Origin of the sequence: Porphyromonas sp. oral taxon 279 str. F0450 (assembly GCF_000292995.1) — a bacterium.
Classification (GTDB): Bacteria; Bacteroidota; Bacteroidia; order Bacteroidales; family Porphyromonadaceae; genus Porphyromonas; species Porphyromonas pasteri.
The window spans coordinates 123815-146985 of record NZ_ALKJ01000015.1 but is presented as its reverse complement, the minus strand read 5'-3'; the positions used below and the strand labels follow the sequence as shown (position 1 = coordinate 146985).

Annotated in this window: 17 protein-coding genes; 7 read left to right on the top strand and 10 right to left on the bottom strand. The window is 58.9% G+C overall.

Going from position 1 to position 23171, the window contains the following annotated elements; genetic code table 11:
- The first annotated feature begins 12 nt into the window (after window positions 1-12).
- The 6 genes from trpS to HMPREF1323_RS02720 all read left to right on the top strand — a co-directional run bounded on the left by trpS (window position 13) and on the right by HMPREF1323_RS02720 (window position 9473).
- Entirely contained in the window at window positions 13-1002 is a 990-nt protein-coding gene (gene trpS, locus HMPREF1323_RS02745; RefSeq protein ID WP_009432657.1) for a tryptophan--tRNA ligase, read from the top strand.
- A 33-nt stretch (window positions 1003-1035) separates the two neighbouring features.
- Complete coding sequence (locus HMPREF1323_RS02740; protein WP_009432536.1) at window positions 1036-1446, top strand: DUF3127 domain-containing protein; 411 nt, start codon at window positions 1036-1038, stop codon at window positions 1444-1446.
- A gap of 140 nt (window positions 1447-1586) precedes the next feature.
- Window positions 1587-2060, top strand: a complete 474-nt coding sequence (gene rlmH / locus HMPREF1323_RS02735) for a 23S rRNA (pseudouridine(1915)-N(3))-methyltransferase RlmH (protein ID WP_009432629.1) — start codon at window positions 1587-1589, stop codon at window positions 2058-2060.
- 55 nt (window positions 2061-2115) lie between these two features.
- Complete coding sequence (locus HMPREF1323_RS02730; protein ID WP_009432591.1) at window positions 2116-3852, top strand: phosphoethanolamine transferase; 1737 nt, start codon at window positions 2116-2118, stop codon at window positions 3850-3852.
- A gap of 478 nt (window positions 3853-4330) precedes the next feature.
- Window positions 4331-7531, top strand: a complete 3201-nt coding sequence (locus HMPREF1323_RS02725; RefSeq protein ID WP_009432628.1) for a SusC/RagA family TonB-linked outer membrane protein — start codon at window positions 4331-4333, stop codon at window positions 7529-7531.
- A gap of 19 nt (window positions 7532-7550) precedes the next feature.
- A complete protein-coding gene (locus tag HMPREF1323_RS02720) occupies window positions 7551-9473 on the top strand; it encodes a SusD/RagB family nutrient-binding outer membrane lipoprotein (protein WP_009432655.1) in 1923 nt (640 codons plus the stop codon).
- Between the two features lie 101 nt (window positions 9474-9574).
- Here HMPREF1323_RS02720 and HMPREF1323_RS02715 read toward each other — a convergent pair whose 3' ends face one another.
- Window positions 9575-10795, bottom strand: coding sequence for an S-adenosylmethionine:tRNA ribosyltransferase-isomerase (locus tag HMPREF1323_RS02715; RefSeq protein WP_009432569.1), 1221 nt, complete (start codon window positions 10793-10795; stop codon window positions 9575-9577).
- 489 nt (window positions 10796-11284) lie between these two features.
- On the opposite strand from HMPREF1323_RS02715, the gene HMPREF1323_RS02710 reads away from it, so the two are divergent.
- Window positions 11285-12451 carry a PepSY-associated TM helix domain-containing protein gene (locus HMPREF1323_RS02710; RefSeq protein WP_044123955.1) on the top strand — a complete coding sequence of 389 codons (1167 nt, stop codon included), beginning with the start codon at window positions 11285-11287 and terminating at the stop codon, window positions 12449-12451.
- Between the two features lie 242 nt (window positions 12452-12693).
- Here HMPREF1323_RS02710 and recG read toward each other — a convergent pair whose 3' ends face one another.
- The 9 genes from recG to purH form a co-directional block, all read right to left on the bottom strand.
- The gene (recG, locus tag HMPREF1323_RS02705) at window positions 12694-14793 is read right to left on the bottom strand and encodes an ATP-dependent DNA helicase RecG (RefSeq protein ID WP_009432538.1); all 2100 of its coding nucleotides are present in this window, start codon (window positions 14791-14793) and stop codon (window positions 12694-12696) included.
- Between the two features lie 27 nt (window positions 14794-14820).
- On the bottom strand, window positions 14821-15486 hold the full coding sequence (locus HMPREF1323_RS02700; protein WP_009432577.1) for a 2-C-methyl-D-erythritol 4-phosphate cytidylyltransferase: 666 nt from the start codon (window positions 15484-15486) through the stop codon (window positions 14821-14823).
- Window positions 15486-15701 carry an exodeoxyribonuclease VII small subunit gene (gene xseB, locus HMPREF1323_RS02695; RefSeq protein ID WP_009432559.1) on the bottom strand — a complete coding sequence of 72 codons (216 nt, stop codon included), beginning with the start codon at window positions 15699-15701 and terminating at the stop codon, window positions 15486-15488. The genes HMPREF1323_RS02700 and xseB overlap by 1 nt, the downstream gene beginning before the upstream one ends.
- Window positions 15702-15783: 82 nt before the next feature.
- Window positions 15784-17256, bottom strand: coding sequence for a rod shape-determining protein RodA (gene rodA / locus HMPREF1323_RS02690; protein WP_009432533.1), 1473 nt, complete (start codon window positions 17254-17256; stop codon window positions 15784-15786).
- An 8-nt stretch (window positions 17257-17264) separates the two neighbouring features.
- Window positions 17265-19124, bottom strand: coding sequence for a penicillin-binding protein 2 (mrdA, locus tag HMPREF1323_RS02685; RefSeq protein WP_009432611.1), 1860 nt, complete (start codon window positions 19122-19124; stop codon window positions 17265-17267).
- 9 nt (window positions 19125-19133) lie between these two features.
- On the bottom strand, window positions 19134-19658 hold the full coding sequence (locus HMPREF1323_RS02680) for a hypothetical protein (protein WP_009432527.1): 525 nt from the start codon (window positions 19656-19658) through the stop codon (window positions 19134-19136).
- The gene (mreC, locus tag HMPREF1323_RS02675; RefSeq protein ID WP_009432620.1) at window positions 19651-20520 is read right to left on the bottom strand and encodes a rod shape-determining protein MreC; all 870 of its coding nucleotides are present in this window, start codon (window positions 20518-20520) and stop codon (window positions 19651-19653) included. The genes HMPREF1323_RS02680 and mreC overlap by 8 nt, the downstream gene beginning before the upstream one ends.
- Window positions 20521-20541: 21 nt before the next feature.
- Window positions 20542-21561, bottom strand: coding sequence for a rod shape-determining protein (locus tag HMPREF1323_RS02670; protein ID WP_009432586.1), 1020 nt, complete (start codon window positions 21559-21561; stop codon window positions 20542-20544).
- Between the two features lie 26 nt (window positions 21562-21587).
- Window positions 21588-23105: a bifunctional phosphoribosylaminoimidazolecarboxamide formyltransferase/IMP cyclohydrolase gene (gene purH / locus HMPREF1323_RS02665; protein WP_009432563.1), complete on the bottom strand. Its 1518-nt coding sequence runs from the start codon at window positions 23103-23105 to the stop codon at window positions 21588-21590.
- Window positions 23106-23171 lie beyond the last annotated feature (66 nt).

Below are 23171 nucleotides of genomic sequence, written 5' to 3'. Positions count from 1 at the left end.
AGTTAGTAGACGATGCAAACAGTAGTCAGCGGGATCCGTCCCACAGGTAATCTTCACTTAGGTAACTACTTCGGTGCTGTACGTGCCTTCACGCAGATGCAGAATGAGTATAACTGCTATTTCTTCATCGCTGACTGGCATTCGCTGACGACTCATCCGCATCCCGATGATATCATCCGTAGTACGAATACCATCCTCGCTGAATACCTGGCGTGTGGTATCGACCCTGAGAAGGCTACGATCTACGTGCAGAGCGACGTGCGTGAGGTGCTGGAGCTCTATCTCTACCTCAATATGAACGCTTACCTCGGTGAGCTGGAGCGTACGACCTCTTTCAAGGACAAGGCACGCCAGCAGCCCGACAACGTCAACGCTGGTCTGCTCACTTACCCCTCCCTCATGGCTGCCGACATCCTCATGCACAAGGCTGTCAAGGTACCCGTCGGTAAGGACCAGGAGCAGAATATGGAGATGGCGCGTAAGTTCGCCCGCCGCTTCAATACCATCTACGGCGTGGACTTCTTCACCGAGCCTCAGTCCTTCTCCCTCGGAGAGCGTGCACTGAAGGTGCCCGGCCTCGACGGCTCAGGGAAGATGGGCAAGAGCGAAGGCAATGCGATCTACCTCATCGACGACGAGAAGACGATCTCGAAGAAGGTCATGCGTGCCGTCACGGACGCTGGTCCTACCGAGCCTAACAGCGAGAAGCCCGAGCCTATCCAGAACCTCTTCACGCTGATGGAGATCGTCTCTGCGCCTGAGGTCTACCAGCACTTCGACGGTCTCTACAACGACTGTGCTATCCGCTACGGCGATATGAAGAAGCAGCTCGCTGCCGATATCAACGCCTTCTGCGCGCCTATCCGTGAGCGCATCCTCGACATCCAGGGCGACAAGGAGCTCCTCTCCCGTGTGGCTCGCATCGGTGCTGAGAAGGCTCGTGAGTCCGCCTCGAAGACGATCGATGAGGTCCGTCACATCATCGGCTTCCGCCCACGCTAAGCAAAATCATTCAATTTAGATAAGATACTCCCCATGGAATTAATCGGTAAAATCGTCCAGGTACTCCCCCTGCGCACGGGTACCAGCAAGGCTGGCAACCCCTGGCAAGTACAAGAATACATCCTCGAGACGCTCGGCACGCAGTACCCCCGCAAGGTCTGCTTCGAAGTCTTCGGTGACAATGTGAATAAGTTCCCCATGCAGGTGGGTCAGGAAGTGACGGTATCTATCGACGTAGAGAGCCGTGAGTTCAATGGCCGCTGGTACACGTCTGTCCGCGCTTGGAACGTAGTCCAGGGCATCCAGCTCCCCGGTGTAGCTGCTCCCGCTCCTGCTGCTTATAGTGCACCTCAGCCTCCCGCTGCTCCCGCAGCGGCACCTGCCGCAGCGCCCGCTGCCCAGCCTGTAGCTCCCGCTGGTGCTGCAGATGATCTGCCCTTCTAAGCTACTTGCGGTAGACTACCGCCTGTAGACGCCAGACCCATTAGACGATCCCGTCGAGCCCTGTGCCCAAGAGTGAAGTCTAATGGGTCTGGTGGATATAGACACTTACCCCTCGCCTTCACCCCGCTACTTCATAACCGATGCACCTTCTTCTCCTCGCTGTGGGCAAGACCGATAGCCGTGCGATCGAAGAGCTGACGAAGCTCTACGCTGATCGCCTCGGCCATTACCTGCCCTTCACCCTACAGATCATCCCTGATATCCGCCGCTCCAGCAAGCTCACACCCGAGCTGCAGAAGCAGATGGAGGGAGCGGAGATCCTGCGGCAGACCAGTACGTCGGATAGGGTAGTGCTCTTCGATGAGCGCGGACGAGAGTTCTCAAGTACCGCCTTCGCCTCGTATATCGAGCGGGTGATGGTATCGGGTGCGCGCCGTCTGGTCTTCGTCATAGGAGGCCCCTACGGCTTCTCGGAGGAGGTCTATAAGCGGGCAGATGACCGCGTGTCGCTGAGTCAGATGACCTTCTCTCATCAGATGGTACGCCTCTTTGCTGTGGAGCAGCTCTATCGCGCGCAGACGATCTTGAGAGGTGAGCCTTATCATCACGAGTAGGGTAGTGCCTATGTCTTATCTCTACACATATCACTAAGATTTTATTTCTCTTTATATGCTGCGTATATGGGATCGGCTTCAGGCTTGGGTAAGCCGTGCTGACCAGCGATGCTACTACTGGATACTGACGCTGGCACTTCTCCTGCCCAATGTCGTGCTCTCCGTCGTCATGCAGCAGCCTGCCGTAGGGCGTGTGCTGAATATCCTGCTGATGCTACCGGTGTATATGCTTCTCCTGCTCTCGGCGAAGCGTCCTGGGCGTGTCTACTGGGGGCTCTTCGTGCTGGTCTTGCTCCATGCCTTCCAGCTCGTGCTCCTGACGATATTCAGTGGCTCCGTCGTCGCGGTGGATATGCTCCTGAATATCTTCACCTCGGAGCCTGATGAAGCGGGCGAACTCCTCTCCAACATCCTCTGGCCCATCCTCGCCAGCGGGGGATTCTACGCCCTGACCTTCGTCGTGGCGACGCTCTCGGCTCGTAGCCGTGAGAGCCTCTCGCCACGCTTCCGTCGCCGTATGGCCCTCGTCTCTGTGCTCATCCTTCTCGTCGCCCTACCTATATATATAGGGGCGAAGAAGCGCTTCCCCTACGTGCATCTGCGTGCGGAGGTCTATCCGATGAGCGTCTTCTACAATATGTATCTGGCGACGACAAAGCTCTATGAGGTGATGCACTACGATCGCACCAGCCAGGACTTCTGCTACAAGGCTACCTCCGAGCGTGCCAAGGACGAGCGTGAGATCTACGTCCTCATCCTTGGTGAGACGTCCCGTGCACACAGCTGGAGCCTCTACGGCTATCCCCGTGAGACGACGCCGCATATCGATTCGCTCCACCGTGATGGTGGGCTTATCGCCTTTGCTGACGTCCTGACGCAGTCGAATACAACATATAAGAGTATCCCCATCATCCTCTCGCCTGCCGATGCGTCTTCGGCGGAGAACCTACCCCGTGTGCAGGGGATCCTCTCGGCCTTCCGTGAAGCGGGCTTCTATACGGCCTTCATCTCCAATCAGCCAGGGAACCACAGCTATGTGGACTTCTTCGCTATGCAGGGGGACGAGCATCACCCCATCCGTAAGGAGCTTCGTCGTGAGAAGCGCCGTCTCTACGATAGCGATATGATCCCCTATCTGCAGCGTCTCATGGCGAGCGAGCACCCGAAGCTCTTCGTCGTGCTGCACACCTATGGTAGTCACTTCAGCTACCGTGACCGCTATCCGAAGGAAGATACCTTCTTCCCTGTGAAGGGGCACTACTCGGGCTCGGAGGCCGACAGTCTCGTCCTGCGCAATGCCTATGACAATGCCGTGCGCCAGACGGATAAGTTCGTTGACTCCGTCGTCCGCATCCTCGAGGGAGGCGATCGTGCCGCTTCGATGGTCTATATCTCTGACCACGGGGAGGACGTCTATGATGACGACCGCGAGCGCTTCCTCCACTCCTCGCCCGACGTCTCCTACTACCAGCTCCACGTACCGCTCCTCATCTGGGGCGACAAGCGCTGGCGAGATGCCCACCCGCAGCTCTTCGCTCAGGGGCGCTCCAATAGTCGTGAGGCCGTCTCGTCGAACTCCGTTTTCCACACGCTCCTCGAGCTGGCGGGTATCCGCACACGCTATCGCCGTGATGACCTCTCGGTCGTCAGCTCGCGCTTCAAGGGCGGTGTGCGCTTCTACCTCAATGACCGCTACGAATGCGTGCCCATCGAGGCGCTGGAGCTTCCCGAGGAGGATATCCGCCTCTTCCGTGAGAAGGGACTGCACTTAGGTCCCCTGCCGAACGAGTAGACCCACACGCTACATATACTACTCCCCCTGAGGTAGTTGCACTCCGCTGCACCACCTCAGGGGGAGTCCTTTTATATATGGGTTAAAGCGACCAGTACTACTTCGTCGGCTGACCAGTACTGGTCACTATTACCAACCAGTACTGCTTCGCGCGGTGACCAGTACTGCTTCCATCAGCGACCAGTAGTGGTTACTTTTTCATCTCCGTGGAGTGGGGTAGCGTAGCTGGTACTAAGACATGGCTTCTCGGGGGAGAAGTGTGGGGCGAGCATGGCGCCTCGGTCGCGCGCTTTGGGTAGGGTAGTGGTCGATCTATCGAAGGTGTAAGCCACCGACCTATAAGGAGTTGGATATTTTCCTTAGGGATTAGGTAATTGTATTCATTTGTAAAGTTTTTATTTATAGGCAATTACACCATTGCTTTGCTAAAAGAATATCTATCTTTATAGACCTTTTATCACTAACACGATATAAGCCTATGAAACGAATGAAGACAGTCTGCAGCGTGCTCCTCGTGGGTCTTTCGCTGCCAGGACTCGCCTTAGAAAATGCCTATGCCACGCCGGTAGAGACCGCCATGACACAGACTCAGGATCGTAAGGTCGCCTTCACAGGGACCGTACAGGACTCCAAGGGCGAGGCAATCGTCGGTGCTACTATCCTGGTCAAAGGCCAGGCTAAGGGCAAGGGGACACTAACCGACCCCAAGGGACACTTTGTCCTAAGCGGACTCAAGGTAGGGTCCGAGCTCGTCATCTCCTGTGTGGGGTATAAGACCCAGACCGTCCGCTGGACGGGTACGCCCCTCTCCATCACGCTCGAGGATGAGATGACCCAGCTCAGTGGTGTCGTCGTCACCGCACTCGGTATCCGCCGTGAAAAGAAAGCCCTCGGCTACGCCATGCAGGAGGTCAAGGGTGACCAGCTCATGGCTGTACGCGAGCCCAACATCACCAACGCACTCTCAGGTAAGGTATCTGGTATCCAGATCATCAAGGGCTCCAGCAGCCCCGGCTCCTCCTCGAAGATCGTACTGCGTGGTAATAGCTCACTCTCGGGCAGCAATCAGCCCCTCATCGTCGTCGACGGTGTGCCTATGGACAACACGACAGGTGCTACGAACAATGACTTCTGGAATCCCGCAGCCGACATGGGTAACGGTCTCTCCGATATCAATGCCGAAGATATCGAGAGCATGACCGTGCTGAAGGGTGCTTCGGCAGCTGCTCTCTACGGCTCGCGTGCTGGTAACGGGGTCATTCAGATCATCACCAAGAGTGGTCGTAAGAACAATGGCCTCGGTGTCACGATCTCTTCCTCAGTAGGTGTAGAGCGCCTCTTCATGGTGCCCAGACTGCAGAGTCAGTTCGGTCAAGGTACTAACGGCGCCTATAAGAACGACGTCTCCTCCAGCTGGGGTCCTCGTATCGAAGGGCAGGAGTACACGAAGTGGGACGGCACGAAGACCAACATGCGAGCCTATGACAACGTCGCCAGCTACTTCAAGTCTCCTGGGATCGACCTGACGGAGAACATCGCCTTCTCTCAGATGTACGACCGCACATCGATCTACTCCTCTCTGACACGTACCGACAATAAGAGCCACATCCCTGGCGCTTCGCTCGGCCGTACGAATATGACGCTGCGCGCCACGACGAAGTTCGGCCCCAGCGACCGCTGGAGCACCGATACGAAGGTCCAGTACATCCGCTCCTTCGTACAGAACCGTCCGCTCAATGGTGCTAATGCCTCCAATGCCTTCTATACCATGTACTCACTGCCCCGCAGTATGGATATCCGCGACTTCGAGGAAGCCCGTACGCCTCAGGGTGCTATGCGCTGGTATGGTGTAGGTAATCAGACGAACCCCTACTGGGCAAGTAAGTACAACCTCAACAACGATACGCGTGACCGCTTCCTCATCAGTGCAGCGCTGAAGTACAAGATCACCGACTGGCTCAATGCTGAGCTGCGTGTGGGCTCTGACCAGTACTCTACGCGCATCGAGCGTAAGACCTACGCTGGCTCGCCTATAGCAGGTGGTGGGGGTAAGTATGAGACGGAGCAGATCAAGTTCTATGAGAACAACTACAGCTTCCTCGTCTCGGCACAGCGTGACAACGTCTTCGGTAAGCTCGGCCTCTCGGGCTCTGTCGGGGGTAACCTCATGGAGCGCAAGCACAACGGCCTTCGTGCCAGCGTCAGCCAGCTCATCGTGCCTAACCTCTTCTCACTGACCAACGGTACTGACAAGCCCGACAACTCTGAGTCCTACAGCCACAAGAAGATCAACTCACTCTACGGTACGGCACAGCTGAACTGGGACGGGTACTTCTTCCTCGACGGTACGCTGCGTAATGACTGGTCGTCTTCGCTGGCGAAGGCTAACCGCTCCTTCCTCTATCCCTCTATCAGCACGTCGCTGGTCATCACCGACATGCTCCGTAAGATGGATGTGAATGCTCCCTCATGGCTCTCCTTCGCTAAGGTGCGTGCCTCGGCTGCTCAGGTGGGTAATGACCTCGAGCCTTACCAGCTCTACAGCGCTTACCGCATCGAGAAGGACCCCCTCGGCGGTACGATGGCCAACATCGACAACGTCCTCTACAACGACAAGGTCCGCAGTGAGCTCATCAAGTCCTATGAGCTGGGTCTGGAAATGCGCTTCTTCGATAGCCGCTTCGGTGTAGACTTCGCTTGGTATCGCACCAACGCTACCAACCAGCTCATCCGCCTCGGCATGGACCCTGCCAGCGGCTACGATGCTAAGATGATCAACGCAGGTAACATCCAGAACGAAGGTATTGAGTTCATGGTCACCGCTGACATCATCCGCAGCGAAGGGCTGAAGTGGAATGCCCAGCTGAACCTCTCGCACAACGAGAACCGTATCATCAAGCTCTACGATGGCGGTGGTATCGAGTCCCCCGTGACGGAGTACAACCTCGGTACGTATGACAACCTAAAGATCCTCGCTCGCGAAGGCGGTAAGTACGGTGAGATCTGGGGCTCAAGCTACAAGCGCGTCGAGGACAAGACGAGCGACCTCTATGGTAAGATCATCACCGACGAGAACGGTCTGCCTATCGCTGGCGATGAGAAGAAGCTCGGTGACCAGCAGCCTGACCTCTTGGCTGGTCTGACGAACAGCTTCTCCTTCGCTGGCTTCGACCTGAGCTTCCTCATTGATGCTCGCTTCGGCGGTAAGATGTTCTCTGGTACGAACCACGCCCTACAGGCCGGTGGTGCCGCTGCTGCTACCGTCGTCAACGGTGCTCGTGATAAGTTCGTCGTCGACGGCGCCGTCGAGAGCAAAGTCGCTGGTAAGACGGTCTACACGAAGAATACCACCGAAGTCACGCCTCAGGACTACTGGGGTGCTATCGTCGGTCGTAGCGGGAACCTCGGTATCAACGAGGCGAATATCTACGACGCTACGAGCGTACGTCTGCGTAACATCGCCCTCAGCTATACGCTCCCCAAGAGCCTGCTGAAGAACACGCCTATCACGAAGGCTAAGCTCGGTATCTCCTGTAACAATGTATGGATGATCAAGAGCTATATGAACGGCATCGACCCTGAGTCGGTCTTCGCTACGGGCTCCAACGCTACGGGGTATGAGTTCGCCTCTTCTCCCACGACCCGCTCCTTCCTCTTCAATATCACCCTCGGCTTCTAGTCGCTAAGCCATGTATATCATGAACAAGAAGAATATTCTCCTCTGGGGTCTGTGCCTGTGCGCTACGATGGGTATCGCCTCGTGCCGCGACTTCGACGAAGTCAATACCAACCCCACTGCCGCTTCGCAGGATCAGGTGCTCCCCGAGTACCTCATCAACCGCGCGATCATAGCTGCCCAGCAGAATCCCCACGTGGCGGAGCGTGCCTTCGTCCTCTACTGGAAGACGGGCGGCCACCAGCACCGTGGTGGTGGTCTTGCCGTAGGTGGCTTCAGTGACGGCTGGAGCTCCGACTACTACAGCCGTATGGCTGAGGAATGCCTCAAGCCCCTCACCGATGCTATCGCTATGTGCGAGAAGCGCATCAAGGACGGCACAGCACGCACCTATGACAAGAGCCTCCAGCAGGTAGCTCGTATCTGGCGCGTCTATATGCTCTCCGAGCTCTGTGACAACTTCGGTGTCGTCTCCATCGACGGCTATCAGGGTGCTAACCCCACCTACGTAGGTGCTAAGGAGGCTTATGCCTATATGCTCACCGAGCTGAAGGAGGCCGCTGATATCCTCGCTACCGCTCCCGGCTCGGACAACGGCGAGACGAACAAGCTCGACCGTGCCTATGGCTACAACACCGCTAAGTGGCGTGCGTATGCCAACTCGATGCGTATGCGTCTGGCGATGCGCCTCTCTGAGGTCGACGCTACGACGGCTAAGACGCACTTCGAGGAAGCTGCTGCTGCAGGAGGTATCACCTCGGCAAGCGATCGCTTCGAGGTCCAGGAGAAGGACGGCTGGGACGACCTGACAGGTGTCATGAGCCGTCAGTGGAATCACCAGATCCTCTCTCCTACGTACAGCAACCTCGTCCTCGGTCTGGGTGGTGTCAGCTCTGCTACGCAGCTCACCGACGCTCGCTATGCAAGCCATATCAAGCCTGCTGACTACCTCGGCGTGCGCTACGATAAGCACTTCCCTCTGACGACGACTGACCCCTCGGCAGGCTTCTATATGGATGGCCTACCAGGCATCATCGACCCTCGTGCCTATAAGACCTTCATCATCGCTGGTGATACGGAGAACCCCGACTTCTGCTTCTATCCCTCGTGGAGCAAGGCCGCTACGACGACCGAGTACAAGCTGAAGGATGCTACCGACAAGGAGAAGGACTTCAAGACGATCAATGCTAAGTACACGTGGAATGCGTGGGTAGGTGGCTCTTGGGGTGACCTCAATGCCATCAACGACCTCGTGCAGGTCGGTACGATGCCCCGCCTTGGTCTGAAGTACCGCAACAGCACGAATAAGCGTGTCTTCTTCGGCGAATGGGAGACTTACTTCCTCATCGCTGAGGCTGCTGTACGTGGCTGGACGGTGCCTCTGACGGGTAAGGACGCCTATGAGAAGGGTATCCGCGCGAGCTTCGCCTATCAGGGTGCTGGCTCCGTCGATAGCTACCTCACCTCGCAGACCTACAACCGCGTAGGGACGTCCGTAGCTTGGGATCACACCACGGAGCCCGCAGCTACTGTGACGATGAAGTGCACGAATGGCTACACGGGTCAGACGGAGAACTACACCTACCGCTATCCTGAGATGAAGAGCCGCCTCTATAAGGCAGCTATGAACGACCACCTGACGAAGATCATCACGCAGAAGTTCATCGCCAACACGCCTTGGCTGCCTCTCGAGACGTGGAGTGACCACCGTCGTCTGGGTCTTCCCTTCTTCGAAACGCCTGCGGTAGAGAAGGCGCTGGACAACATGCCCCAGCTCACCGCCTCTACCTACTCCACGGTGTCTGTCGACTACTATCCTCAGCGTCTGCCCTTGCCCAGCAGCATCATCAACGGCAATAAGCCCGGCTATGAGTCTGCTATCAAGGCGCTCGGTGGCGAGGATAAGGTCTTCACGCCCATCTACTGGGCTAAGAAGAAGCAGTAAGCTCGCTTCCTCCACCCCTTATCTATAAGGCAAGCGCCTCCCGCCTACGAGTCCGAGGACTCAGGCGGGAGGCGCTCTGCTTTATATAGGTATTGGCTTCGCTAAGGCAGGAGCAGCGAGCTGTCGCCGTAGCTGAGGAAGCGGAAGTCGTGGGTGAGTGCCCAGTCGTAGACGCGGTGCCAGTCGTCACCGATGAGGGCAGCGATGAGCAGCAGGAGCGTGCTGTGGGGCTGGTGGAAGTTCGTCACCATACCGCGGATGACGCGGTAGCGGTAGCTGGGGGCGATGATGATGCTCGTGGGGAAGACGAGGCTATCCTCTCCCTGCGCATCGAGATAGCTGAGGAGCGTGTCGAGGGCTTCCTCTGTCGTCAGCTCTTCGTCTGCACCTTCTTCATAGGGGAGCCACTGCTCTACGTGCAGGGCAGTCGGGGGCGTGTCGGGCTGACGGCGTAGGGCGATAGCCAGATGGTAGAGGCTCTCCAGCGTGCGGACGCTCGTCGTACCTACGGCGATGATCTGCCCGATATGCTCACGAAGGGCGAGGAGCGTCGAGCGGCTGACGCTGATCAGCTCCGCATGCATCTCGTGATCGCCGATGTGGTCAGCCTTGACGGGGCGGAAGGTACCAGCTCCTACGTGGAGCGTGACGTCCAGCACCTCTGTCCCCTGAGCGCGTAGCTCTTCGAAGACTGCGGGGGTGAAGTGCAGGCCCGCTGTGGGGGCTGCTACCGAGCCTTCGGTCTCGGCATAGACCGTCTGATAGGTCGTCAGATCCTGCTCCTCTGTCTCGCGCCCGAGGTAGGGCGGGATGGGGAGGATACCCATCAGCTCTAAGAGTTCGCCGAAGGTATAGGCATCATTGTCCCAAGAGAAGTGGATGACGCCCTCCTCGCCACGCTCAGCCGTCAGCGTCACTTCGCCCTGTCCCTCGCGGTGGAGGAGGCGGGTGAGCTGCGTGCCCTCCTTGAAGCGCTTTGCATTGCCGATGAGGCAGTGCCAGGAGCAGCGGTGGCGCTCCCCGAGGGAGAGCTCGTAGGAGGTGGGGGAGGCGGGGTCGAGGCAGAAGATCTCGATGCGCGCTCCTGAGTCCTTGTGGAAGAGGAGGCGGGCACGGATGACCTTGGAGTTGTTGCGCACGAGTACGGCACCCTCGGGCAGGAGACGGGGTAGGTCACGGAAGGTAAATTCCTCGATCTCGCCAGCTTGGTAGCGGAGGAGCTTGGAGCTGCTGCGGTCGGCAAGCGGGTACTTGGCGATGCGCTCGTCGGGCAGGGGGTAGTCGTAGTCGGCTATCTGGATCTCTTGGGGTCGTATATTCATCTTACTCTCTTAGGCGGAAGTATCCCTGATGTGGGTGGCACAAAAGTACGCAAAAGCGCCCCAAGTGCCTCTGCCTGCGGGTCAGATACTCACACCATCCCGTGATGAGGAGTAGGAGAAAGGGTTTCTTGCTCCGTACTAAATAGTGCCTATCCTGAGTGAACATCGGGAGGGGGTGATGCGAACCTATATTGGTCGTTGAGTCAACCTATATAGGTCATAACGCCGACCTATATAGATCGCTTCACGGACCTATATAGGTTGACTCAGCGACCAATATAGGATGATTTACCCTCCAGTACAGCTTCCTCCAGCTCGGCTCTATCAGTAGGGGGTGGAATAGGTATAATGTATATCTTTGGGCCTCAAGGAGAGGCTATGCCTATAGCTCTCTCTCCTCGATATGCACGTGAGGCGCATAAGCGAGGCGCATTCGATCAGGTTCCCCAGCTCCCCGAGGAGGGAGCCTTTTACTTAGATAACCGAGTTATGACTGTACGCAAACTCTTCAAGAAGCTCCATCTGTGGCTCTCCCTACCCTTCGGGCTTATCATTATGACGACCTGCCTCACGGGGGCTCTACTCGTCTTCGAGAAGGAAATCACCGCCCTCGTCCAGCACGAGAGCGTGGCATCTGTACCCGACCAAGAGCCTCTGCCGCTCAGCTTGCTTCTGGAGCGCGTCGCAGAGAAGACCCCTGATAGTGTAGAGATCACGAGCATCACCATACCCACCTCCCCTCATCGTGCCTATAACGTAGGGCTCTCCAAGCCCCGCCGAGCAGGGGTGCTCATCGATCCTTATACGGGGAAGATCATCGGCCCGAGTGGACGCCTCGCCTTCTTCACGACGGTGCGTGAGCTGCATCGCTGGCTACTCGATAGCATGAAGCCCGAGGCTGAGGGTATCTTCTGGGGGCGCATCATCGTCGGGACAAGTACCCTCCTCTTCGTCTTCATCCTCCTCACGGGGCTCTTCCTCTGGTGGCCGAAGAAGCTCAAGGGCATAGGGAAGCGCTTGAAGATCTCGCTACGTCAGGGGCGTCAGCGCCTCTTCTATGATCTCCATTCGGTCGGTGGGGTGTACGTCTTCGTACTCCTCTTAGCGATGGCTATGACGGGGCTTACGTGGTCCTTCGAGTGGTATCGCACGGGCTTCTACAAGGTCTTTGGTGCCGAGATGGCCGAGGGGGGCAAGGGTGATAAGGGCTCCAAGAAGGATAAGCGTAAGGATGTCCCCCGTGAGGAGGGCGCCGAGCAGGCCAAGCTCCCAGCCTCCCATATCTATTGGGAAGAGGTCGTGAGCTATGTCAGAGAGGTCTCCGAAGCAGACTATCCAGAGATCACGGTCAAGGATGGGGAGGTCGAAGTACCCCTTGCAGGGCTGGGCAATAGCCGTGCTGCGGATAGCTATCGCTTCGACAAAAAGACGGGGCAGGTGACCGAGTACAAGGCTTATCGTGAGGCCAAGCGAGATAAGAAGCTCCGCGGCTGGATCTACTCGGTCCACACGGGAGCTTGGGGCGGTCTCTTCACACGTATCTGCTACGTCTTAGCCGCGCTCTTCGGTGCATCGCTCCCGCTGACGGGGTACTATATCTTCTACCAGCGTAAGTGGGGGAAGAAGCGTAAGGCGAAGAGCGGTAGTAAGGCTTAGGAGATCTGGCTCCAGGAGAGGCGTTCGTAGCGCCTATCCTTAGCGGACCTCGGGAGGGGCTGATGCGAACCAGTACTGGTCAGCGATCGGACCAGTACTGGTAACATATAGTGACCACTACTACTTCGCGCGTCGACCAGTACTGGTCGGATCACTGACCAGTACTGCTTACTTTTCCCCTATGAGCACGAATCACTCATAGAGGAGGTATGAAGGATAGAAAGCTTGTGGGAAAGAGCGGCTTAGGAGATCTGGCTCCAGGAGGGGCGCTCGTAGTAGATCTCGTGGAGGCGATGGCGCAGGATCTCGTTCTTCGGGAGCTGTAGGTCGGGGTCTTCGCTGAGGATCTCCTCGGCGAGTGTGCGGGTGTACTGCACCATGGCGCCATCGAGGGCAGGGTTGGCGATACGTAGGCTCAGCTGCTGACCGCTCTGGCGTGTGCCGTCGATCTCCCCGAAGCCACGCAGGCGCATATCCTCCTCAGCGATGACGAAGCCATCGTTCGTCTCTACCATGATAGCGATACGGCGCTTGGCATCTTCGCCGAGGTCCTTGCCCGTGACGAGGATGCAATAGCTCTGGCTGGCGCCACGGCCGACACGCCCACGGAGCTGATGGAGCTGGGAGAGCCCGAAGCGGTTGGCACCCTCGATGACCATGACCGAGGCGTTGGGCACGTTCACACCGACCTCGATGACGGTGGTCGCCAGGAGTATCTGTGCTTCGCCCGAGACGAAGCTACGCATGGCTTCGTCCTTCTCATCGGGCTTCATCTTACCATGTACACGCACGATCTTGCGGTGGGCGAAGTGCTCGCTGTAGCGGCGGAAGCCTTCGTCGAGCGTGCGCATCGACTCCTCTTCGCTCTCCTCGATCATAGGGAAGACGACATAGGCCTGACGGCCCTCCTCCAGCTGACGCTCGAGGAACTGATATACCCGATACATCTCGCTCTCACTCTGGTGGTAGGTCTCGATAGGCTTGCGCCCGGGTGGGAGCTCGTCGATTACGGAGATATCCAGGTCGCCATAGAGGGTCATGGCGAGCGTACGTGGGATAGGCGTAGCGCTCATGATGAGGATGTGCGGGTGGATCTGCTCGCCCTTCTGCCACAGCCCCGAGCGCTGCACGACACCGAAGCGGTGCTGCTCGTCGATGACTGCCAGCCCGAGATGGGCGAACTGTACCACGGGCTCTAAGAGGGCATGCGTGCCGACGATGATCTTCAGCGCGCCTGTGCTGAGGTCTGCGAGGAGGCGTGTGCGCTCCTTCTTCTTTGTGCTCCCGATCAGTAGGCCTACCTCGATACCCAGCGGTGCGAGGTATTCGCAGAGAGAAGCGTAGTGCTGACGGGCGAGGATCTCGGTGGGTGCCATCATACACGCCTGATAGCCGTTGTCCACGCTCAGCAGCATAGAGAAGAGCGCTACGAGGGTCTTCCCGCTCCCTACATCCCCTTGGATGAGGCGATTCATCTGACGGCCGCTGATGACGTCGGCTTGGATCTCACGGATGACACGCTTCTGCGCACCCGTCAGGTCAAAGGGCAGACTCCCATAGAGCCCACGTATGGCATCGCCGACACGTGGCAGGAGAAGCCCAGGAGAAGCGGCCTTGCGGTCACGCTTCATACCGAGGAGACGGAGCTGGATGAAGAAGAGTTCGTCGAACTTCAAGCGTCTGCGTGCTGCCTCCAGTCCCTCCTTTGTCACGGGGAAGTGGATCTGCTCGATCGCCTCGGCGTAGGACATGAGGCGTGCCCGCTCGATGATCTCGGGGGTGAGCGTCTCGGTGATGTGGGGGACGCAGGCCTCCTTCAGCACGTAGAGGAGCTGGCGCATCTGGCGGCTATTCAGCCCAGCTCGGGTGAGCTTCTCGGTGAGGGGATAGACGGGCATGAGGCCACCGCTGACCTGTGCGGCCTTCGACTCCTCATCGATCTCGGGGTGGCTGATGCTATAGGCGCCGTTGAAGAAGACAGGCTTGCCGAAGACGAGATACCACTGCCCCGGGATGTAGCGCTGGCGGATGTAGGGCATGGAGCGGAACCATACCAGCTCGATCGTGCCTGTGCCATCGGTGAAGTACGCGACGAGACGCTTCTTACGCCCCTCGCCCACCTCCTTGAAGTCACGGATATAGCCCTTCAGCTCCACGTGGGGCATCTCGCCTCGGAGCTCACGGATCTGGTAGATGCGCGAGCGGTCAACGTACTTCGTGGGGAAGTAATGCAGGAGGTCGAGGTAGGTATATAGGTCCAGCTCCTCGGCGAGCGCTTTCGCTCTCCGTGGTCCGACACCTGGGAGGTAGGTCAGTGGGGTGAGGAGGAAGTCCTTAGCCATCGTAGCGCCTGCCCTTCTCGGGCGGGGTTAGTCCAGGAGGAGATCAGCCAAGAGGAGGTCTCTCGGTGTGGTGAGCTTGATATTCGTCTCTTCGCCTTCGACGAGGGTGATAGTACCGAGGCCAGCAGCTTCGTAGACCGAAGCGTCGTCGGTGAACTGCGGGCTGAAAGGCTGCTCATAGGCGCGGTGTAGGCGCTCAAGGTCGAAGGTCTGCGGGGTCTGTACCGCACGGTAGCGGGCTCTATCGACCGCCTCGTTCGTGTCGTCCTCACCGAGGAAGCGCAGGCTATCGGTGACGGGGCAGGCCGGTAGAGCGGCACCCGTCTCTTCGGCTATCTCGAAGGTGCGGCGAATCAGCGTGCGTGACACGAGCGGGCGCACCCCATCGTGGACGGCGACGAGGCCCTCAGCGGGGAGCTTGCTCAACCCCGAGCGTACGGAGTCGAAGCGCGTGGCGCCACCCGTGGTGATGCGGTGTGGTAGGGTGAAGTGATGCTCGGCACAAAGCTCTTGCCAGAGGTCTTGCTGCTCGTCGGGGAGCACGAGGATGAGTTCCTCAACCTCGGGGGCGAACTGCCGTAGTGTGTGCATCAGGACGGGCTCACCACGCAGGGGGAGGAACTGCTTCGGCAGATCAGCACCCATACGCAGGCCACGCCCGCCAGCGACGATGATAGCGTAGCGATGTGCCATTAGCCTTCGGCTTGAGGGTCTTCGCTGAGCTGTGCCATGAGGCTCGTGAGCTGCTTGTCGGCCTGTGTGAGCTTCTCGCGACAGTGCTTCGAGAGCTCGACAGCCTCCTTCACGAGGCCCGTGAGCTCGTCTACATCGGGGCTCTCGCTCTCGATACGGCGGACGATCTCGTCGAGACGGCTTGCCGCTTCCTTATAGGTCAAGTCTTTTTTCATCGTATGTCTATGTGTTGGTGCCACGAGATGGTGGCGGGGGATACGTGCGTCTACGGCATCCAGAGTAGGGCACACGCTCGCCTTAGCGGGCGGTGTGCTGCTTGCGACGGGAGTCGATGCCGAGGAAGATGAAGAGCAGGAACGTGAAGCCCCACAGCGAGGAGCCCCCGTAGCTGAAGAAGGGTAGGGGGATGCCGATGACGGGGACGAGGCCCAGCACCATCCCCACATTGATGAAGAGGTGGAAGAGGAAGATCGAGGCCACGCAGTAGCCATAGACCCGCCCGAAGCGTGTCACCTGCCGCTCGGCAAGCGCCACGATACGCAGGATGAAGACGGCGTACATGATGAGCAGTGCCGTCGAGCCCACGAAGCCTGACTCCTCTCCGACGGTGCAGAAGATGAAGTCCGTCTCCTGCTCGGGTACGTAGTTCAGCTTCGTCTGTGTGCCCTTGAGGAAGCCCTTACCGGTGAGCCCACCCGAGCCGATAGCGATCTTTGACTGGTCGACATTGTAGCCCTTCCCCTTGAGGTCGCTCTCGATGCCGAGGGCGATCTTGATACGTACCTGCTGGTGGGGCTGGAGGATATCGTTGAAGACGTAGTTCACCGAGTAGAAGAAGCCGAGCGAGCCGATGGCGAAGATGGCCATCAAGAGGTAGCGCAGGAGGTATTCGCGCAGGGCGAGGTAGAAGAGTGTGCCTACGGCGATGACGACGAGGGCTACAGCCACATAGGCGAGGTTGAAGGCGACGAAGAAGTTCACCACTCCTGCGATGAGATACACGCCGAGGACGGCACCTACGGCGTAGAGGAGGTAGCGCCAGCGGTTGCGCCAGTCCTGGGTATAGACGGCGAAGAGGGTGGCGGTGAAGACGAGGATAGCGTTCGAGACGAAGAAGAGGTCTGCGTCCGTAGCACTCCACCACAGCGTGTCCTCTAAGACCAGCGCCCCGATGAAGTACACCGCAGCCGAGGCACTGAGCCCCATGAAGAGCCCTGAGAAGCCTTCGCGGAAGAGCGCAAGGAAGAGGGCGAGGAAGACGAGCGCCGAGCCCGTCTCCTGCTGCAGGAGGATGAGCCCAATGGGGAAGAAGATGATAGCGAAGATCTTCAGATAGCTGCGTATCGACTCGATCTTGAAGTCATACTGATTGCATAGCCACGCCAGCGTCAGGGCGGTAGCGACCTTCGCGAACTCCGCCGGCTGTAGGCGCACGGGCCCTAAGACGAGCCACGAGCGTGAGCCCTTGATATCTGGTGCGATAACGATCGTCACCATCAAGAGGAGCATCATCGCCCCATAGAAGAGCGGGGCTCCCACCTCGTAGATATCGGTGTCGAGCGAGATGACAGCGAAGCCTAAGACCAGCCCGAGGCCGATCCACAGCAGCTGCATCATCGGGCGACCACCAGGGCTCAGCAGGGCCTCCGTCTCGAAGTTGTACGAGGCGCCACAGATAGAGAGCCAGCCGAAGAAGACCATGATGAGGTACATCAAGATCGTCACCCAGTCGATGGACTTATAGAAAGGTTGTGAGGAGGACTGTCGCATGGCGGGCGCTATATATCGTTGAGGTAGGAGATACTGCGGTGCTCCATCGAGGAGGCGATGGCCTCGCCACTGCCCGAGAGCTTGCCGTCGCGGAGGTAGTACTCCATCATCACACGGCCGATAGGCACACCGAACTGCGCCCCGAAGCCCCCGTTCTCGACATAGACCGAGACGGCGATGCGTGGCTTGGAGCGAGGAGCGAAGCCGATGAAGGCCGAGTGGTCCTTACCGTGGGGATTCTCTGCCGTACCGGTCTTACCACATACCTCGATCTCACCAGGAGCGAAGTTCGCAGCACGACACGTACCGCCCGTGACCGCACCAGCCATCCCTGCGACGATATACTCCCAGGTCTCACGGGAGATACCCGTGGGCTGGTGATTGCGGTACATTGAGTCCAGAGGCATACCGCCGATGGAGTGCACGACGTGCGGGCGGATGTAGTAGCCGCGGTTAGCGATGAGGGCGGAGAGATTCGCTATCTGCAGGGGCGTGGCGAGCACTTCCCCCTGCCCGATGGCGATGGAGATGATGGTGTGGCCGTTCCATGCGCCCTTGTAGAACTTATCGTAGACGCCGCTATTTGGGATATATCCGCGCTTCTCACCCGGCAGGTCGATACCGAGGCGGTAGCCGAAGCCGAGGGAGATCATACGCTGCTTCCAGTGCTCCAGAGCGACGGCTGCCGAGGGGTAATGGCGGCGGTCGTCGAGCATGAAGTGCAGGCCCCAGCTGAAGTACGCATTACATGAGGTGGAGAGTGCGGGGATGAGTGAGGTGGGCGAGCCGTGGCTGTGGCACTTAGGCCGGTTGCCCAGTGGTGGGTAACCGTGATGACAGGCAAGCGCTGTGGAGGGTGTGAGGACTCCTTCCTCGAGGAAGATAGCTCCCTGTGAGGGCTTGAAGGTCGAGCCTGGAGGGTAGTTCCCTTGGATCGCGCGGTTGAGGAGGGGCTTACCGAAGGTCTCCTCAAGCATGCGGTGGTTGGCACCCTTGCTCTTGCCTGCGAGGAGCTCGGGGTCGTAGTTCGGTGCCGTGACGAGGGCAAGGATCTCACCCGTCTCGGGCTCGATGGCGACGATGGCGCCACGCTTACCGCGCATCATGCGCTCGCCCAGCTCTTGCAGGCCAGCATCGATGGAGAGTGTGAGGTCACGCCCTGGGACGGGAGCGCGGTCGTGCGAACCGCCATCCAGACGTCCTTGGATACGGCCACGGGCATCGCGGTAGAAGATCTCCTCACCCTTGACACCACGCAGCACCTCTTCGTAGGTGCGCTCTACCCCGCTTCGTCCGACGAAGTCCCCTCGCATGATCGTGCTGTCACGCTCGAGGTCGGTAAGGCTGGCTTCGGAGAGGTAGCCCAAGAGGTGGGCGGCATTGTGGTAGTTGTACTGTCGGACGGTACGGGAGCGCACCGAGAAGCCTGGGAACTTATACAGCTGCTCCTCGAAGCGTCCTACTTCCTCGGGCTCGAGCTGTGAGAGGAAGACCTGTGGGGTGTAGGGGTTGTAGCCGCGGTTGATACTGCGGTCACGTACGGCGGTGAGCTTCTGGACGATCTCTTCGCGAGGCAGGCCAAGCGTACTGGCAAGTAGCGTGGTGTCGAGCTTTCCCTTCGCCTCATGGTTCACGATCATCAGGTCGTAGATGGGACGATTGGCCACAAGGAGCTGCCCCTTGCGGTCGTAGATGACGCCACGCGAGGGGATGGTCGAGAGGATGAAGTAGGCATTATTCTCCGCCCGGCGCTTGTAGTCATTGCTGGCTACCTGCAGGGTGAAGAGGCGGATGATGAAGATGGTGGCGATGGCGAAGGTGAGGCCGATGATCAGCCACCGTCTACGGAAGAGCTCGTCGTTGACCATGGGAGAGCATCACTTCGAGCGAGCCCCTTCTCCCGTACCGAAGAAGAAGAGGGTCATCACCGCCAGCACCCACGAGAAGGCATAGCCCGAGGCGAAGCTGATGATGATATGTAGGGCCCCCATGCGCATCCCTGCGGCCTGGAGGATATAGAGCGTGACGTGGTGCACGAGCAGGAGCAGCGTGATGAGCATCACCGAGCCTCCACGCAGCGTGGGGAAGAGGGGCAGGGCGTGCGGTATCGTGTTCTTGTCCGTGAGCAGTGAGAGGATGGGCTGGCGCATGAAGGCTGTCAGCGTGAAGGCCGAGGCGTGCAGGCCAGGCGTGAGGCTGAAGATATCGATGAGCATCCCGACGGCGAAGCCCGAGATCGCGAGTACGGTGCGGTTCGTGTCTACCGGCAGGAGTAGCAGCACGAAGGGATAGAGGTAAGGGGTCGCCACACGGAAGAGGGCTATGGGACTCAGTACCCACACCTGCAGGGCCACCAGAAGGAGGGCGAAGAGGATGAAGCGCAGATAGGTGGAGCTATTCATTGGGTCTGATCGAGTCTTCGAGGGCGCGTACCTCGTGGGTGGGCTTCTCACGGATCACGTAGACGTAGCGTAGACCCTGGAAGTCCGTGGAGAGGTGCACAGGATAGTTGGCGAAGGTCCCAGCGCTGCCCTTGAGGCGAGCGGGGACGGAGTCGGCGATCGTCCCGACCATCATCCCCTCGGGGAAGAGGTAGGAGTAGCCGCTCGTGGTGATGGTGTCACCGACCTTGGGGTGGGCGTGTGGGGGGACGTTGCTGAGGATCGCCTCATTGGCATTCGGGCTCGAGGGAGCTGCGAGGGTGCCGCTGACCTCCTGCCCGAGGAGGGTACATGCCAGGCGAATCTTCGGGTTGAGGACGGGGATGACGAGCGCGTAGTGGTCGGAGACCGCCATCACGGCGCCGACGACGCCCGAGGCACTCATCACGCCCATGTCGGTCTCGATGCCGTCACGGCGCCCCTTGTTGATGGTGTAGTAGACCTCACTGGTGTGCGTCACACGATTGACCACTCGGGCGATGATGACTGCCGAGGGATCGATGGGGAGGCTGTCGGTAGCGTGCAGACGAGGCAGCAGGCCGTGGGCTTCGGCATCCTGCATCTGACGAGCCAAGAGGGTATAGGCCGTACGTAGACGCGCATTCTCCCTCAGCAGCTCCTCATTGCGAGGGCGCAGGCCTACATAGCTCCAGCCCTCGGTCATCAGCTCATTGACCCGCCCAAAGACGGCACTCGTCGCGTACCAGCCGAGGCTCCTCGAGTAGAGGGAGCCACTTAGGTACGTGACGAGAGCGATCGTCTCCAAGATGAGGAAGACGAACCAGTGTCTATACTTATGGAGGAACTCTAAGAGCTTATCCACGGGCGGAGTAGGCTACGGGGCTTAGCGGAAGAGGAAGTTGAAGTTGTGGATGTTCTTCAGCGCAATGCCCGTACCGAGAGCTACAGAGTGCAGAGGGTTCTCAGCGATCTTGAAGTCAAGACCGAAGCGCTTGGAGAGGCGCTTGTCGAGACCACGCAGGAGGGCACCACCACCGGTGAGGACGACACCATTGGCGACGATGTCGGCGTAGAGCTCGGGAGGCGTAGCCTCGAGCGTGCGGAGGATAGCGCTCTCGATCTTACCGATCGAGTTGTCGAGGCACTCGGCGATCTCGCGATAGTTGACCTCTACCTTGCGGGGCATGGTATCCATCATGTTCGCACCCCAGACGGTGAAGTCTGCAGGAGCTTCATCGAGGTCAGCATAGACCGCACCTACCTGGATCTTGATCTGCTCAGCGGTACGCTCCCCGACCTTGATCTGGTGCTTCTCGCGCATGTGATCCATGATGTCCTGCGTCAGCTCGTCACCAGCGGTGTCGATGGACTGATCCTCGACGATACCACCGAGCGAGATGACAGCGATCTCCGTCGTACCACCACCGATGTCCACGATCATATGGCCTTCGGGGGCGAGGACGTCGATGCCGACGCCGATAGCTGCTGCCATAGGCTCGTAGATCATGTAGACGTCACGGCCACCAGCGTGCTCGCTGGAGTCGCGTACGGCACGGATCTCTACCTCCGTGCTCCCTGAGGGGATACAGACGACCATGCGTAGTGAGGGGGTGAACCACCCACGGCGGCGGCTGATCATGCGGATCATACCGCGGATCATATGCTCAGCGGCGTCGAAGTCTGCGATGACTCCTTCGCGCAGGGGGCGGATCGTGCGGATGTTGGCGTTGCCCTTCTCGTACATCTCACGGGCCTTGGTCCCGACGGCGATCATCTCACCCGTGCGGTTGTCGAAGGCTACTACTGAGGGCTCATCGAGTACGATCTTGTCGTCCTTGATGATAATGGTATTGGCAGTACCCAGGTCCATCGCCAGCTCCTGCCTAAAGGAAAATAGTCCCATGCTTATCTATTAGTCGATTCGTATTCTTAGTGCTTGAAGTGACGCACCCCCGTCATCACCATGGCTACGCCCAGGCGATCTGCAGCGGCGATGCTGTCAGCGTCACGTACTGAGCCACCAGGCTGAGCGATAGCGGTGATACCAGCTTCAGCAGCGAGGGTGACGCAGTCGTCGAAGGGGAAGAAGGCATCGCTCGCCAGTACAGCTCCCTTGAGGTCGAAGCCGAAGTGGCGTGCCTTCTCGATGGCTTGCTTGAGCGCATCGACACGTGAGGTCTGTCCGACACCCGAGGCGATGAGCTGACCGCCCTTGCCGAGGACGATAGCGTTGCTCTTGCTGTGCTTGACGAGCTTGGTCGCGAAGACCAGATCTGTAAGCTCCTCAGCCGTGGGTGCTACCTTAGTAACGGACTTCATCTCAGCCGTAGTCTCTACTGCGCGGTCGGTCTCCTGAGCCAGTACACCACCGAGCATCGAGCGGTAAGACCAGCGGGCATCGATGGCTTCCTTCTGACGCAGGAGGATGCGGTTCTTCTTGCCTTCGAGGATGGTGAGCGCCTCGGCTTCGAAGTCGGGAGCGATAAGGACTTCGAGGAAGAGCTTGTCGATCTCACGCGCCGTCGCCACGTCGATGGGGCGGTTGGCTACGAGCACGCCACCGAAGGCGGAGACGGGGTCACCTGCCAGCGCATCCGTCCAAGCCTCGAGGAGGGTGGGGCGAGAGGCGCAGCCACAAGCGTTGTTGTGCTTGAGGATGGCGAAGGTGGGCTCAGTGAAGTCCTGGATGAGTGAGACAGCTGCCTCGACATCCTGGAGGTTGTTGTAGGAGAGCTCCTTGCCGTGGAGCTGCTCGAAGTAGCGGTCGAGGTCGCCGTAGAAGACGCCCTTCTGGTGGGGATTCTCGCCGTAGCGCAGGGGCTTAGCTTCGTCTGCCGTGAGGCGGAGCTCAGAGCGCTCCTCGCCGTCGAAGTAGCGGAAGATCGCTGAGTCGTAGTGCGAGCTCACAGCGAAGGCGCGGCGAGCAAAGTGGCGACGCTCCTCGAGGGTCGTGCGAGCACCACGCTCACGGAGGATCTCAAGCAGCGTAGCGTAGTCTGCCTGCGAAGGGATGATGACGACGTCCTCGAAGTTCTTCGCTGCCCCACGGATGAGGCTGATACCGCCGATATCGATCTTCTCGATGATATCTTCTTCGCTGGCGCCCGAGGCTACCGTAGCTTCGAAGGGATAGAGGTCTACGATCACCAGGTCGATGAGGGATAGGCCGTATTCGAGGACCTCCTTTTGGTCGGTCTCGTGTCCGCGGCGGGCGAGGATACCGCCCTGGATAGCGGGGTGAAGGGTCTTGACGCGCCCCCCGAGCATCGAGGGATACTTAGTCAGGTCTTCGACGGCAACACAAGGGTACCCGAGCCCTTCGATGAAGGTGCTGGTGCCCCCCGTGGAGACGAACTCTACGCCCTGCTCGTGCAGGAGCTTTAAGATTTCTGCTAATCCTTCCTTGTGGTATACCGAGACAAGTGCTCGACGTATGACCTTCTCCATGAGTTACTAAGCTAAGTCAAAGTGTGATGTAAAATACGGCGATCAGCACCTCACCTCCACTCGGAG

Coding starts and splice junctions, on each gene's coding strand:
- trpS (WP_009432657.1), top strand. CDS start 13: ATGCAAACAGTAGTCAGCGGGATCCGTCCCACAGGTAATCTTCACTTA.
- HMPREF1323_RS02740 (WP_009432536.1), top strand. CDS start 1,036: ATGGAATTAATCGGTAAAATCGTCCAGGTACTCCCCCTGCGCACGGGT.
- rlmH (WP_009432629.1), top strand. CDS start 1,587: ATGCACCTTCTTCTCCTCGCTGTGGGCAAGACCGATAGCCGTGCGATC.
- HMPREF1323_RS02730 (WP_009432591.1), top strand. CDS start 2,116: ATGCTGCGTATATGGGATCGGCTTCAGGCTTGGGTAAGCCGTGCTGAC.
- HMPREF1323_RS02725 (WP_009432628.1), top strand. CDS start 4,331: ATGAAACGAATGAAGACAGTCTGCAGCGTGCTCCTCGTGGGTCTTTCG.
- HMPREF1323_RS02720 (WP_009432655.1), top strand. CDS start 7,551: ATGAACAAGAAGAATATTCTCCTCTGGGGTCTGTGCCTGTGCGCTACG.
- HMPREF1323_RS02715 (WP_009432569.1), bottom strand. CDS start 10,795: ATGAATATACGACCCCAAGAGATCCAGATAGCCGACTACGACTACCCC.
- HMPREF1323_RS02710 (WP_044123955.1), top strand. CDS start 11,285: ATGACTGTACGCAAACTCTTCAAGAAGCTCCATCTGTGGCTCTCCCTA.
- recG (WP_009432538.1), bottom strand. CDS start 14,793: ATGGCTAAGGACTTCCTCCTCACCCCACTGACCTACCTCCCAGGTGTC.
- HMPREF1323_RS02700 (WP_009432577.1), bottom strand. CDS start 15,486: ATGGCACATCGCTACGCTATCATCGTCGCTGGCGGGCGTGGCCTGCGT.
- xseB (WP_009432559.1), bottom strand. CDS start 15,701: ATGAAAAAAGACTTGACCTATAAGGAAGCGGCAAGCCGTCTCGACGAG.
- rodA (WP_009432533.1), bottom strand. CDS start 17,256: ATGCGACAGTCCTCCTCACAACCTTTCTATAAGTCCATCGACTGGGTG.
- mrdA (WP_009432611.1), bottom strand. CDS start 19,124: ATGGTCAACGACGAGCTCTTCCGTAGACGGTGGCTGATCATCGGCCTC.
- HMPREF1323_RS02680 (WP_009432527.1), bottom strand. CDS start 19,658: ATGAATAGCTCCACCTATCTGCGCTTCATCCTCTTCGCCCTCCTTCTG.
- HMPREF1323_RS02670 (WP_009432586.1), bottom strand. CDS start 21,561: ATGGGACTATTTTCCTTTAGGCAGGAGCTGGCGATGGACCTGGGTACT.
- purH (WP_009432563.1), bottom strand. CDS start 23,105: ATGGAGAAGGTCATACGTCGAGCACTTGTCTCGGTATACCACAAGGAA.